15 protein-coding genes are annotated in these 12,957 nt (G+C 44.5%); all 15 read right to left on the bottom strand.

All coding sequences use genetic code 11. From position 1 onward, the window contains the following. Positions 1–56: 56 nt before the first annotated feature. The gene (gene bamB, locus ACLD71_RS13515) at positions 57–1,247 is read right to left on the bottom strand and encodes an outer membrane protein assembly factor BamB (protein WP_137672818.1); all 1,191 of its coding nucleotides are present in this window, start codon (positions 1,245–1,247) and stop codon (positions 57–59) included. Beyond that, positions 1,240–1,875 carry a YfgM family protein gene (locus tag ACLD71_RS13510; RefSeq protein ID WP_137672817.1) on the bottom strand — a complete coding sequence of 212 codons (636 nt, stop codon included), beginning with the start codon at positions 1,873–1,875 and terminating at the stop codon, positions 1,240–1,242. The genes bamB and ACLD71_RS13510 overlap by 8 nt, the downstream gene beginning before the upstream one ends. A 13-nt stretch (positions 1,876–1,888) precedes the next feature. Further along, positions 1,889–3,166 carry a histidine--tRNA ligase gene (gene hisS, locus ACLD71_RS13505; RefSeq protein WP_137672816.1) on the bottom strand — a complete coding sequence of 426 codons (1,278 nt, stop codon included), beginning with the start codon at positions 3,164–3,166 and terminating at the stop codon, positions 1,889–1,891. Positions 3,167–3,257: 91 nt separating this feature from the next. Continuing rightward, positions 3,258–4,349 carry a flavodoxin-dependent (E)-4-hydroxy-3-methylbut-2-enyl-diphosphate synthase gene (gene ispG / locus ACLD71_RS13500; RefSeq protein ID WP_137672885.1) on the bottom strand — a complete coding sequence of 364 codons (1,092 nt, stop codon included), beginning with the start codon at positions 4,347–4,349 and terminating at the stop codon, positions 3,258–3,260. 15 nt (positions 4,350–4,364) lie between these two features. Then, the gene (rodZ, locus tag ACLD71_RS13495) at positions 4,365–5,396 is read right to left on the bottom strand and encodes a cytoskeleton protein RodZ (RefSeq protein ID WP_411991021.1); all 1,032 of its coding nucleotides are present in this window, start codon (positions 5,394–5,396) and stop codon (positions 4,365–4,367) included. After that, on the bottom strand, positions 5,386–6,159 hold the full coding sequence (gene pilW, locus ACLD71_RS13490; protein ID WP_161985121.1) for a type IV pilus biogenesis/stability protein PilW: 774 nt from the start codon (positions 6,157–6,159) through the stop codon (positions 5,386–5,388). Before pilW ends, rodZ begins: the two co-directional genes overlap by 11 nt. Before the next feature lie 22 nt (positions 6,160–6,181). Then, entirely contained in the window at positions 6,182–7,300 is a 1,119-nt protein-coding gene (locus ACLD71_RS13485) for a bifunctional tRNA (adenosine(37)-C2)-methyltransferase TrmG/ribosomal RNA large subunit methyltransferase RlmN (RefSeq protein WP_137672813.1), read from the bottom strand. A gap of 156 nt (positions 7,301–7,456) precedes the next feature. After that, the gene (ndk, locus tag ACLD71_RS13480; protein ID WP_411991020.1) at positions 7,457–7,882 is read right to left on the bottom strand and encodes a nucleoside-diphosphate kinase; all 426 of its coding nucleotides are present in this window, start codon (positions 7,880–7,882) and stop codon (positions 7,457–7,459) included. A gap of 67 nt (positions 7,883–7,949) precedes the next feature. Then, a complete protein-coding gene (gene pepB, locus ACLD71_RS13475) occupies positions 7,950–9,239 on the bottom strand; it encodes an aminopeptidase PepB (protein ID WP_411991019.1) in 1,290 nt (429 codons plus the stop codon). Between the two features lie 43 nt (positions 9,240–9,282). Beyond that, positions 9,283–9,483, bottom strand: coding sequence for a Fe-S cluster assembly protein IscX (gene iscX, locus ACLD71_RS13470; protein ID WP_137672810.1), 201 nt, complete (start codon positions 9,481–9,483; stop codon positions 9,283–9,285). Between the two features lie 12 nt (positions 9,484–9,495). Next, positions 9,496–9,834 carry an ISC system 2Fe-2S type ferredoxin gene (gene fdx / locus ACLD71_RS13465; RefSeq protein WP_137672809.1) on the bottom strand — a complete coding sequence of 113 codons (339 nt, stop codon included), beginning with the start codon at positions 9,832–9,834 and terminating at the stop codon, positions 9,496–9,498. Position 9,835: 1 nt separating this feature from the next. Beyond that, complete coding sequence (gene hscA / locus ACLD71_RS13460) at positions 9,836–11,689, bottom strand: Fe-S protein assembly chaperone HscA (protein ID WP_411991018.1); 1,854 nt, start codon at positions 11,687–11,689, stop codon at positions 9,836–9,838. A gap of 5 nt (positions 11,690–11,694) precedes the next feature. After that, positions 11,695–12,213, bottom strand: coding sequence for a co-chaperone HscB (gene hscB, locus ACLD71_RS13455; protein ID WP_137672807.1), 519 nt, complete (start codon positions 12,211–12,213; stop codon positions 11,695–11,697). A 12-nt stretch (positions 12,214–12,225) separates the two neighbouring features. Continuing rightward, complete coding sequence (iscA, locus tag ACLD71_RS13450) at positions 12,226–12,549, bottom strand: iron-sulfur cluster assembly protein IscA (RefSeq protein ID WP_137672806.1); 324 nt, start codon at positions 12,547–12,549, stop codon at positions 12,226–12,228. 17 nt (positions 12,550–12,566) lie between these two features. After that, a complete protein-coding gene (gene iscU / locus ACLD71_RS13445; protein WP_137672805.1) occupies positions 12,567–12,950 on the bottom strand; it encodes a Fe-S cluster assembly scaffold IscU in 384 nt (127 codons plus the stop codon). Positions 12,951–12,957 lie beyond the last annotated feature (7 nt).

Raw genomic sequence — 12,957 nt, 5'->3', positions numbered from 1 at the left:
ATGACAAAGGCTCATGATCAATTAATCATGAGCCTTTTGTACACAATTATAACAACTTAACTGCGATCTAGCGCAATTAGCTTACCATTTCGTGTTTGAACGATAATTTTGTCGGAGGTTACCACAGGCGCAACATATAAGCCGCTTTTATCTACCAACATTTTGCTAGTAAATTCACCAGTTTCTCGGTTTATCCAATATAAGTAACCTTCGCTGTCGCCAACGATGATTTGATTACCGTCTATCGCTGGTGCGGTAACAATGCGGTAAGACAGCGCACCTTGGGTCCACTGTTCAACACCATTATTGCGCTCAATGCTATAAACATTGTCGCTCACATCGGTAACAAACAAGCTTAAGCCCGCAGTTGCTAAATTTTGGTAGGCTGAGTAACTACGTCTCCATTGCTCTTCACCACTGCGTAAATTTACCGACACAAGGTTGCCGTTGTACGCTACGGCGTATAGCTGCGAGCCAACTAACACCGGTCGACTATCTACATCGACAATGCGGTCAATTTCAGTAGAGCCTTTAGGCTGAGCGAGCTTGCTTTCAAATAATAACTGGCCACTTTCTAGCAAATACAAACCAATCTTACCGTCGCTGCGGCCTAAAATGATTGCACCATTAGAAATAACCGCTGCCGCTTTACTTCGTAATGACAACGAAGGTTGGTCGATTTTAATGTCCCACTTTTGCTCACCACTGTGCGCATCAAGAGCCACTAAATGACCATTGCTGGTCATCACCACTACCACACTATCTTCTACAGCAGGTTTTGCTAGTACTTCGCCAGACACGGCGGCTTGCCAAACAATGTCGCCTGTTTCAGCATCTAAGGCAAATACATCAGCATTTTCAGTGCCAAGATAAATACGTTTGTAAGCTGCAGTTAAACCGCCAGAAATACGCGCATTAGGCGTATTACCAGAAAAGCGATTGTTACTTTCAACTTTGGAAAGGTTTTGTTGCCATAGGCGTTTACCATTTAAGTCAAAAGCACGGATCTCGCCAAAACGGGAGGCAGCAAATACTGAATCGTAAGCCACCACCGGCGACAAGGCCGAAAAGTATTTCTCTACACCATCGCCTACTCGAGTTTCCCACTGCTTAGCCACCGTAAACTGGTTGCTAAACTCTGGCACTGGTGCCATTTGTACAACATCTTCTTCAGAGTTGAACAAAGAACAAGCTGACAAACCAACAAGTAAACAAGCTAAGCTGACACTACGCCAAGCTTTAACCATTTGCGGCCTCAACTTCAGTTAGGTCGTTCAATTTAAGGTTTACGCTAGGGTCTTGCTCTGCGGCACCGGCAGCGACTGCTGCTTGGTATGCTTGACGAGCCATCGCGTTTTCACCTTGTTGAAGATAAATATCACCTTTAATAATCTCAACAGTAGCCACTAGAGCTGGGTCACTAACCATCTCTAAACTTGCTAGCGCGTCATCAAATGCAGCTTGTTGAGCTTGTACACGTGCTAACCGTGTATAAACCATGCCTTTTAGCTCTTCTGGTGCGCCATTTAAAGCCAACTGAAGTTGTGTTTGGGCTTGCGCAAAATCTTCTTTAGCCACTAATTCTTTGGCTAACAACAAAGAAGCAAACACTGAATAATTCTTGTCGCCTTGATTAGCAGCGACATAATTAACTAAAGGAGTGAGTTCTTCTGAATTAAGCGCTAGTTGAGTAACAGCTTGCTCGTAGGCATCTGAAGCAGCTTCTTGCTGACTAACCTGATACTCACCAAAATATCGCCAGCCAAATACTGCTGCTAAACCTAATACAGAACCGCCGATCACTGATGTTCCATTCTTTTTCCACCAGTCTTTGATGGCTTGAACTTGCTGTTCCTCAGTAGAATAAATGTCCACTGTCTCTCCTTAACTAAACTAATACGGTATTAAGCAAAGCAACTAACTCAGATTGAGCGATGCACTGCTGTTGAATATCTTGACGCAGGTACTTAACAGTAACCTGCTGATTGGCTAACTCATCATCGCCGATGATTAGCGCTACTTTCGCGCCTGATTTATCAGCACGCTTAAATTGTTTCTTAAAGTTACCACCGCCACAGTGGCTCATCACCCGCACAGAGGGTAACGCATCTCGCAATTGTTCAGCTAATGAAAATGCTGCTCCAAGTGTCCCTTCTCCAGCATTGATCACATAAACATCGGCGCCTGTCGGTAAATCACCCAATAGTTCCAGCGTTTCCAACAGCAATACTAAACGCTCCATACCCATGGCAAAACCAACAGCAGGAGTGGCTTTACCACCGAGTTGCTCAACTAAGCCATCGTATCGGCCGCCAGCACACACAGTACCTTGTGAACCCAGGCTGCTGGTTACCCATTCAAATACGGTGCGGTTGTAATAATCTAAACCTCGTACTAAACGAGGATTTATTGTGTACTCGATACCCGCGTTATCAAGCAAAGAACGTAATTTATCAAAGTGCTCTACGCTTTCTTGGTCGAGGTACTCATTTAAACTTGGTGCATCAGCTAATGCCGCTTGAACCTCTGGGTTCTTGCTGTCTAGTACACGTAATGGGTTATCGTACATACGACGTTTAGCATCTTCATCGAGCGCGTCTTTATGTAATTCTAAGTAAGCAATTAAAGCATCACGGTAGTTAGCGCGCGCTTCGTTAGAGCCTAAACTGTTTAGCTCCAGTGTAACGTGTTTTTCTAAGCCAAAGGCTTTCCAAAAACGCGCCGACAACATAATCACTTCAGCATCTATATCAGCGCTTGCAATACCAAACGACTCAATACCTACTTGATGGAACTGACGATAGCGGCCTTTCTGCGGTCGCTCATGGCGAAACATTGGTCCCATATACCAAAGGCGTTGCTCTTGGTTATACAGTAAACCTGCTTGATTACCTGCACGTACACAACTTGCTGTACCTTCTGGTCGCAGGGTTAAGCTGTCGCCATTGCGGTCGTCAAAAGTGTACATTTCTTTTTCAACGATATCGGTTACTTCACCGATAGAGCGCTTAAACAAATCTGTACTTTCAACAATTGGCATTCTAATTTCGTTGTAACCGTAAGCGGCAACCACTTCACGGATAACTGATTCTACCTTTTGCCAAGCAGGTGTATCACTTGGAAGGCAATCATTCATGCCACGTATTGCTTGTATTTGTTTAGCCACATTAATCTCGAATAAAACAGGTCAATAACTATTAAAGGCCCTCGATTATAGGGCCTTTAACCATAGAGGTAAATTATTTGCGGTTGCGCGACTAGCTAATGTTTTTAACAGCGATGCGCGAGCGTATTTTTGCTTCTAGCGCATCCACTAAGTCGTCGTTGTCAAAACGCTCTTTTTGACGCACGCCATCTTGGTAATAGCCGCTTTTTTTATTGCCGCCAGTAATGCCCAAATCGGAGATAAGCGCTTCGCCTGGCCCATTCACTACACAACCAATGATAGACACATCCATTGGCTCTACAATGTCTTCCAAGCGCTGCTCTAGGGCATTAACCGTGGCAATTACATCAAACTCTTGGCGTGAACAGCTTGGGCACGCAATAAAATTAATTCCGCGAGCACGTATTCGTAACGATTTAAGAATATCAAAACCGACTTTAATTTCTTCAACGGGATCAGCTGCCAGCGATACACGCAATGTATCACCAATGCCTTGCGACAATAACATGCCCAAGCCCACTGCCGACTTAACTGAACCACTGCGCAAGCCGCCAGCTTCGGTAATGCCGAGATGTAAAGGTTGGTCAATCCGCGAAGCCAAACCTTGATAAGCACCAACAGCCAAGAACACATCTGATGCTTTAACGCTTACTTTAAATTGATCAAAATTAAGGCGGTCAAGAATATCAACATGGCGCATGGCAGATTCAACCAAAGCGTCTGGCGTAGGTTCGCCATATTTTTCTTGGAGGTCTTTTTCTAAAGAACCGCCATTTACACCAATACGAATCGGAATATTACGGTCTTTAGCGGCATCGACCACTGAGCGGATCCGTTGTTCGTTACCAATGTTACCTGGGTTTATACGTAAACAATCAGCGCCGTATTCAGCCACTTTAAGGGCAATACGATAATCAAAGTGAATATCTGCAATCACCGGAATAGACACTTGCTGCTTTATCTTTCTAAAGGCTTCTGCAGCATCCATAGTGGGTACCGATACGCGAACAATATCACCGCCCACTGCAGCAATACGGTTTATTTGCTCAACCGTAGCAGCTACGTCGTCGGTGCGGGTATTAGTCATAGACTGCACAGTAATAGGCGCGCCTCCGCCTACAGGTACATTACCCACCATAATTTGAGTTGATTTACGGCGTTTAATTGGAGTTGGCTGGTTCATCATACTCGAAAGGTCTTAGTTGTTAGGTATTGTCATTCGCACCACTTTACCGCCTTTAAATGACGATAAATCGATGTTCTCTTGTCCGTATTTCACACTAACGCCAGCATTTGTGCCTAACACAATGCTGTAAGGTGCTGGACCACTCACTGACAGGCTTTGGCCTGCCTTTTTAATATCAGCTACTAGGCGTTTGCCATCGGCGTCGCGCACTTCCACCCAGCATTCATTGTCAAAACTCATGGTAAGTGCGGTAAAGTTAGCGGCCGGTGTTTGCTGTGTTTCTGCCGCCACAGACTGCACTTCATTGGCTGGCTCAACAACAGTGTTAAGTTCAGCAGATTGTGGTTCAGCCTGATCTGTATCGTTAACCGGAGTGTTCTCAGACTTAGCTTGCTCTGGTGCTGCTTCAGCTCGAGTTTCTACTTCAACAGGCTCTGTAACTTGCTCAACACTCGCCGATTCTTCAGATAGCGTCTCACTGTGCAGAGGTTCTAAGAAATTTTCTGATTGGGGCTCTAATACATCTTGGTTTTCAAGAGTGGGGGCAATCGGATCTATTATCGAGCTGTCACTGGTTTCAACCACAGACGGCTCAGGCGAATCAAACAAGCTTTGTTGATTCTTTTCTTGCCACCACCACATGACCAATAACACAACGATGCCAAGAGCCACTAAATAAGTGAACTTCATTAATCGGCTATCGTGAGTTTCTTGCTTGATACGTCCCGAAAAGCTTTGCATTTCAGTGCGTTGCTCTTGAGCATCATGTAGGTGGGTATAACTAGACAATACTAAATCTTCTGATACATTCAGCAAACGTGCATACGCTCGCAAGTAGCCCTTCACAAAGGTGGTAGACAGCCCACTATCAAAACTATCGGCTTCAATGTCTACAATTACCTGCAAACGTAACTTTAAGCGCTCGGCTACTTGGCCTTGGCTCAACTTAGCGGCCACCCTCGCCTCTTGTAGCATTTGGCCAGGGCTAACAACTTCAATGTCTTCGCTTAGCTCAGCTGGCTCAATTTCGGCTTTAATAGTCATTAGCTATATATCGTTTAGTCTGTTCAGATTTAGGAAATTGCTGTTGAAGCGTTAATCCCCAGCGCGCTTCTTCTGCGAAGTTATCAGCAGCGCTTTCTAGGCGAACCCAAGCAAAGGCACTCTCAGCAGTAGTTTGAGCCATACTATCATACCGTTGTAGATATAAGCGGGCTTGCTCTGGTTTATTTTTTTGCAGGTAAATCTCGCTCGCACCAAGCAATGATGCAGGACGACGAATATTGTAAGCTAGTGCACTAGTGAAGTATTTTAGTGCTTTGTCTAAATCGCCAGCATTAAGCGCACATAAACCGGCATTTTCATTAGTACCCGCCACTTGCACATATTCTGGATTAGCTAATGCTTGTTTGAATAGTGATTCAGCTTCATCGTATTTCTTTTGCTGACACAACATAGCGCCGTAGTTATTTAATACGTCACCATTTCTTGGTTCAATCGATTTTGCGCGCTTATAGGCGTCAAGCGCTCGGTCGGGTTGACGAACCCGCTGATAAAAGTGAGCTTGGGCAATGTACACATCGACCAAATTAGGGGAAAGCTCTTGAGCTAACTCAAGATTACGTTTAGCTTGCTCGGCATCGCCAGCTTCAAGGTAACGGAGTGCAAGGCTAATGCGGGTTTTTGCCGCCGCATTTTTATCAAGTTGATTATTTTTATTGTTTACTTCTTGGCCATCAACGCGAGTTTCAGTGACACAACCAGTCACTAAAAACACCGCCAAAAACAAGTACAACCAGCGTTTCATATCCATCCTACGATAAGGTTAGTTATTGAATTGTGACTGAAATTTCTTGCTGTTGCATCCGTTTTCTCATTGTTCTTTTGGTTCTGTCGACAACGTCACCCGCTAACTGCCCACAAGCGGCGTCAATATCGTCTCCGCGAGTTTTACGCACTACCACAGTAGAGCCATACTCCATCAATACTTTACTGAAGCGATCCACTCGGCTGTTGCTTGGTTTGGTGAATGGAGACCCAGGGTATGGATTAAACGGAATCAAATTAATCTTACACGGCGTATCGCGCAACACTTCGGCAAGTTCGTGCGCTTGCTCCATTGAATCGTTAACGCCATTTAGCAACACGTATTCAACCGTTACCTTGCCACGGTTGGCATTAGACTTATCAATGTAACGCTTAACGCCGGCTAGAAATGCTTCAATGTTGTATTTATCATTGATCGGCATAATTTCGCTACGAAGTTTATCGTTAGAAGCATGTAATGAAATCGCCAAGGCTACATCTATCTGATCACCTAGTTTATCTAAGGCAGGTACTACACCAGAGGTACTAACAGTAACGCGACGTTTACTTAAGCCGTAACCATTATCATCCAGCATCAGCTCTAGAGCAGGTACCAGGTTACTCAGGTTTAGCAGAGGTTCACCCATACCCATCATAACCACGTTAGTAATAGGTCGCTTACCTTCAACACCCTTATGACCAATTACCTGCGCTGCGCGCCATACTTGGCCAATAATGTCAGACACTTTTAGGTTACGGTTAAAGCCTTGTTGCCCGGTAGAACAAAAAGTACATTCTAAGGCACAGCCTACTTGTGAAGATACACACAAAGTTGCTCGGTCACCCTCTGGGATATAAACCGTTTCAATTTCTTGCCCTGCCACCAACATAGCCCACTTAATGGTGCCATCGGCACTGCGTTGTTCAGTGCTAATTTCTGGCGCTTTTACTTCGGCCTGTTTTTTAAGCTTCTCGCGCAGCGCTTTATTGATATTGTTCATCTGATCGAAGTCGTCTACGCCAAAGTGATAGATCCACTTCATTACTTGATCGGCACGGAAAGGTTTTTCCCCGATCTCTGCGAAAAACTTACGTAATCCGTCTCGGTTCAAATCAAGTAAATTTGTTTTGTTTTCACTCATCGCTTAACTCCACGACTGACCATTTAAAAAAAGCGCCGAATTGTACAAATTATGACAACAGAAAGCTAGTTAATCTCGGTACTCAGCGTAAATAGCTAACTATTAATCAATCACCTTTTATCCGCTTATTAAAAAAGGGGCCTAAGCCCCTTTTTATTATCTTGGACAAATTTCATTGTCTTCAAAGAAATAAGCTATTTCTCGAGACGCAGACTCCGGTGAATCAGAGCCATGGGTGCCATTTGGCGGCATAGCCGTTCCAAAATCGTGGCGTAAGGTACCTGCCGCAGCTTCTGCTGGATTAGTCGCACCCAGTAAATCGCGGTAACGTTGTACGGCATTCTCGCCTTCAAGTACTTGAACCATAATTGGACCCGAGGTCATGAACTCAATCAAAGGTGCATAAAATGGTTTGCCGTCATGCTCCGCGTAAAACCCCGCGGCTTGTTCTTGCGACAAATGCAACATTTTAGCTGCTACTAACCGTAAACCCGCAGACTCCATGCGAGCGTATACCGCACCAATCGCATCTTTAGCCACTACATCAGGTTTAAGTATAGAAAAAGTACGTTCTAACGCCATTTACTAGCTCCATTGTAAAATTAGTGATACCAGTCAATTGGTAACCTTTAAGAATGATAAAGTAGCTCTACTCGCTTAACAACCGTGAAATGGTACGAATACCGTGACCTTTTGCACCCGTTGCCCACAGTGCGTTACCCGATTTTTGGTAAGAACCCGACAGATCAAAGTGCAGCCAGTTTTGTTCTGATTTTTCAACAAAGTGAGCTAAGAAAGCTGCCGCAGTAGAAGCGCCAGCCATGCCTTCACCAGAGGATATATTTGCTATATCCGCAAATGAAGAGCCAATTTGGCCTTTGTGAAATGGCTCCAATGGCAATGCCCACGCTTTTTCGTTTTCAGCTTTAGCAGCTTGTAGAGCTTGATGAACTAAGTCATCATCAAAACCAAACACTGCATTATAATCTCGGCCAAGCGCCATTTTTGCCGCGCCAGTTAGCGTTGCAGCATCAATAATTTTTCCAGGTTTTAATTCACTCGCGGCGATTAAGCCATCGGCTAACACTAAACGACCTTCTGCATCAGTGTTTAGTACTTCTACCGTTACGCCGTTTTTGTAGGTGATAACATCACCCAGTTTGTAAGCATCACCCGACACCATATTCTCGGCGCAGCATAAAAACAGTTTCACGCGCTTGTTTAAGCCGTTTGCAATAGCCAATCCTAAGCCGCCAGTCACGGTTGCAGCTCCGCCCATGTCGCTTTTCATAATCGACATGCCATCCGATGGTTTAATGCTGTAGCCACCAGAGTCAAACGTGATGCCCTTACCTACCAGCGCAATAGCTACAGGCTCATCTGGGTTTCCTGAAGGGTTATAATCAAGCTGTAACATGGCAGGCGCTTGGCTACTGCCTTTACCTACTTGGTAGGTGCCTACCCACCCTTCTGATAATAAATCCTCGCCAGAAATGATGTTATAAGATACGCGCTCAGGTGCTAGCTCAGTTAAAAACTTAGCTGCCGATTCACATAAGGTTTGAGGATAGATAGCCGCAGGGCCAAGGTTAATAGTTTTACGGGTCCAGTCTGCAGCTGCTTTTAGTGCATTAAACTTAGCCAGGTCAGCATCGCTTAGCACAACTATCTCTAGCTGGTTATCTTGCTTGGCATTGTAATACCCTTGGTAAAAAGCCCAACAGGCTTCTACATCCCAACTGTCGCCAATAAATGAAAGGTGTTTTAAACCTTGGGCATCCAGTTTACGAGCAGCTTTTTGAATATCTTGCAGGCGGGAAGCGCCTTGAGAGGTAACATGAACGTTTACTTGGTTGGCTTCAAAACTTATCAGCGCGTTATCGCCCCAGTGGGCTGCAGCTGGTTTTGCACATAATACGAGATCCATTACGGCGGTCATCAATACTTCCTCATTTGACTAATTGACAACAAGCCACCGGAATTTAGTCTAGTTCATCCATCCAGGCTAAAATAATTGCTTCCAAAATGCGCTCGTTGCTATGCTGGGGCTCGTCTTCAAAATCGTCCAACTGACAAACCCATTGGTGTAAATCGGTAAACCGAACTTGTTTCGGATCCTGCTCAGGAAATTGCTCGGCCAGTTCTATCGCTATTTGCTCTACATCTATCCAACGCAACCCCATTAGCAAGTTTCCTTAATGTTGTTCAGACACCATATTAATCGTGTATTTTGGAATTTCTACTACTAAATCTTCATCGGCAACTAAAGCCTGACAACCTAAACGTGACTCAGGCTCTAAACCCCACGCCTTATCTAGCATATCATCTTCCAGCTCGTCACTTTCTTCCAAAGAATCAAACCCTTCGCGAACAATTACATGACATGTAGTACAGGCGCACGACTTTTCACAAGCATGTTCAATGTCTATGCCTTCGCGCAATGCAATATCAAGTACGCTTTCGCCTTCTTTGGCTTCTACAACAGACCCTTCTGGACATAAATCTTCATTGGGTAAGAAAATCACTTTAGGCATCTTAAATCCTATCTACTTGCTGGCCTGTTAAAGCCTGTTTAATTGAATCATCCATTCGCCTTGCAGCAAAATCTTGGCTGATACTATCTAATCGTTTAATGGCTTGCTCAATCGCAGGTACGCTATCTTCGGCAGCTACAACAGCTAACGCGTCTACTGCCAGTTTAATTTGCTGACGCTCGGCTGCATCCAGTAATCGCTCACCACTTTCCGCTAACGCTGCGCTCATATCTTCAATAAAGCGAGCCGCTTCAACTTGTTGTTCACGCAACATACGCATCGTAACATCATGCTTTGCGTTGGTGATTGAATCTTTCAGCATGCGCGCCACTTCTGCATCTTCTAAGCCATAGGAAGGCTTAACTTCAACAGAGGATTGTACACCCGTTGATTTTTCCATAGCAGTTACCGATAACAAACCATCGGCATCTACTTGAAAAGTCACTCTAATATGCGCTGCACCAGCAGCTAAAGGCGGAATACCTTTAAGGGCAAACTTGGCGAGAGAGCGGCAATCATCTACTAATTCACGCTCACCCTGCACTGCATGAATAGCCATGGCCGTTTGACCATCTTTAAAAGTGGTAAATTCTTGAGCTCGCGCCACAGGAATAGTGGTGTTTCGTGGAATCACTTTTTCCACCAAACCGCCCATGGTCTCAATGCCCAAAGATAGTGGTGTTACATCCAGTAGCAACAGTTCACCGTCTTTTTTATTGCCTACTAGGGTATCTGCTTGAATAGCCGCGCCAATAGCCACCACCTGGTCAGGGTCAATATTCGTTAATGGCGGTTTAGCAAAGAAGTTAGCAACATCGCTACGTACTTTAGGTACCCGCGTAGAGCCCCCCACCATTACTACATTGTTAACGTCTTCGAGCTCAACCTCGGCATCGCGTAATGCTCTGCGACAAGCGCGAATAGTACGTTTAACTAAACCTTCTATTAACTCGTCAAACAATTCACGACTAATAGAACCCTGCCAATGAATTCCATCAATATCTAATTCGATATCAGAGTGTGAGTGTTCCGATAGGTTTACTTTTACTTGGTTAGCAATGCGCGACAATTCACGTTGTAACTGGGCTGAACGTTGGCCAGTTATCTTTGCTTGCTCAGCAATCCACTCAACCAAAGCGTCATCAAAATCATCACCACCTAGTGCAGAATCGCCGCCAGTAGCGAGTACTTGAAACACCCCTTTTGATAAACGCAAAATAGAGATATCAAAGGTTCCGCCACCTAAATCATAAATAGCAATAACGCCTTCATCACCACTGTCCAAGCCATAAGCAATAGCCGCTGCAGTAGGTTCATTAAGCAGGCGAAGTACATGTAAACCGGCTAATTGGGCTGCGTCTTTGGTACCTTGGCGCTGAGCGTCGTCAAAGTAAGCAGGAACGGTAATTACCACACCATCAGGCTCGCCTTGTAAAGATTCGGTAGCTCGCTTAGCCAAGCTTTTGAGAATTTCTGCAGATACTTGAATAGGATTAACGACACCACTTACCGTTTTGATTTGAGGTGAGCTAGCCTCGGTAAAATTATAAGGTAATCCGCTAAGGTCGATATCAGAAATATCTTTACCTAATAAACGCTTAACTGAGGTAATAGTGTTATTAGGGTCAGTCACAGCGTGGGCTTTAGCTGACTGACCAACATCAACGCCTTGCGCATGATATCGGACGACTGACGGTAAAAGAATGCCGCCGTCATGATCAGCTAAAGTAACAGATTTACCACTGCGAACCGTAGCAACCAGAGAATTAGTCGTACCTAAATCGATACCTACAGCGAGTTTATGTTGATGAGGAACAGCCGATTGCCCAGGCTCTGCAATTTGTAGTAATGCCATATAGATTAGTAATCTAAAATCTTCTCTTCGAGTTGGAGCAACTGCTGTTGCAAACGTGCATAGAATTTGAGCTTACGAACCTGATCCGCAGCAAAAGTAAAATTTTGCTCATTGTAGGCTTTTTCAAAGCTAGAGCTCAAGTCACTTCGTTGCTGCTTGAGTAGCTTGGAAAAATCCTCAAGAGCTTGCTCAGGATCAGCAGCATTTTCGATTTCTGCTAGCTGTTCTCTAAGCTCCATTTGCGCCATCAAAAACTCAATATCGTTGATGGTTTGTTGCTCTCCACCAAGCTCTATGTCTTGCAGACTTAACAAATATTGGGCGCGTGAAAGGGGATCTTTCAAGGTTTGATAAGCATCATTAATTTGCGCGGCTTTTTGCATAACTTGAGCTTGATTCTCAGAGGCATCGGCAGCGAAATTATCAGGATGGTATTTCTGTTGTAGCTCTCTATAACAATCAGCTAAACCTTGCAGGTCTAGCTGATATGAAGGGCGTAGAGAGAATAATTCAAAATGATTCATAGCGTGTTCCATTTAAACGCTAAAACTCTCTCCGCAACCACACTCGCCGGATACATTCGGATTGTTAAATACAAAACCTTCATTCAGGCCTTCTTTAACAAAGTCCAGCTCAGTACCGTCGATGTACAACAAGCTTTTTTCATCTACGATGACATTAACACCGTGGCTTTCAAAAACTTGATCATCATCAGCGAGTTGGTCAACAAACTCCAGAATATAAGCCATACCCGAACAGCCTGAGGTTTTTATACCTAAGCGAACCCCAGCGCCTGCGCCGCGGTTATTCAAGAACTGGCCAACATGGGTTGCCGCTGATTCGGTTAGTGATACAGCCATAACGGATCCTTAAAGCTCTAGGCGTTTTTCTTTTTGTAATCTGCAATCGCTGCTTTAATGGCGTCTTCGGCCAAAATTGAGCAGTGAATTTTAACGGGTGGTAAAGCTAGTTCTTCAGCAATATCAGTGTTTTTTAACGACTGCGCTTCATCTAAGCTTTTGCCTTTTACCCATTCGGTAACCAATGAGCTAGACGCGATAGCTGAACCACAACCGTAAGTTTTAAAGCGCGCATCTTCAATAATACCGCTATCGCTTACTTTAAGTTGTAACTTCATTACGTCACCACAAGCTGGTGCGCCAACCATACCAGTACCAATGTGACTGTCTTCTTTATCTTCAAACGCACCTACGTTACGTGGGTTTTCGTAGTGGTCGATTACTTTTTCGCTATAAGCCATGATATCT

The organism is Agarivorans sp. DSG3-1 (assembly GCF_046774965.1).
In the GTDB taxonomy this organism is placed as follows: domain Bacteria; phylum Pseudomonadota; class Gammaproteobacteria; order Enterobacterales; family Celerinatantimonadaceae; genus Agarivorans.
The sequence above is the reverse complement of the archived record's forward strand: the minus strand, read 5'-3'. Positions and strand labels throughout refer to the sequence as shown.

Coding starts and splice junctions, on each gene's coding strand:
- iscU (WP_137672805.1), bottom strand. CDS start 12,950: ATGGCTTATAGCGAAAAAGTAATCGACCACTACGAAAACCCACGTAAC.
- rodZ (WP_411991021.1), bottom strand. CDS start 5,396: ATGACTATTAAAGCCGAAATTGAGCCAGCTGAGCTAAGCGAAGACATT.
- pilW (WP_161985121.1), bottom strand. CDS start 6,159: ATGAAACGCTGGTTGTACTTGTTTTTGGCGGTGTTTTTAGTGACTGGT.
- fdx (WP_137672809.1), bottom strand. CDS start 9,834: ATGCCTAAAGTGATTTTCTTACCCAATGAAGATTTATGTCCAGAAGGG.
- ACLD71_RS13485 (WP_137672813.1), bottom strand. CDS start 7,300: ATGAGTGAAAACAAAACAAATTTACTTGATTTGAACCGAGACGGATTA.
- iscX (WP_137672810.1), bottom strand. CDS start 9,483: ATGGGGTTGCGTTGGATAGATGTAGAGCAAATAGCGATAGAACTGGCC.
- hscA (WP_411991018.1), bottom strand. CDS start 11,689: ATGGCATTACTACAAATTGCAGAGCCTGGGCAATCGGCTGTTCCTCAT.
- ispG (WP_137672885.1), bottom strand. CDS start 4,349: ATGAACCAGCCAACTCCAATTAAACGCCGTAAATCAACTCAAATTATG.
- ndk (WP_411991020.1), bottom strand. CDS start 7,882: ATGGCGTTAGAACGTACTTTTTCTATACTTAAACCTGATGTAGTGGCT.
- hscB (WP_137672807.1), bottom strand. CDS start 12,213: ATGAATCATTTTGAATTATTCTCTCTACGCCCTTCATATCAGCTAGAC.
- iscA (WP_137672806.1), bottom strand. CDS start 12,549: ATGGCTGTATCACTAACCGAATCAGCGGCAACCCATGTTGGCCAGTTC.
- bamB (WP_137672818.1), bottom strand. CDS start 1,247: ATGGTTAAAGCTTGGCGTAGTGTCAGCTTAGCTTGTTTACTTGTTGGT.
- pepB (WP_411991019.1), bottom strand. CDS start 9,239: ATGACCGCCGTAATGGATCTCGTATTATGTGCAAAACCAGCTGCAGCC.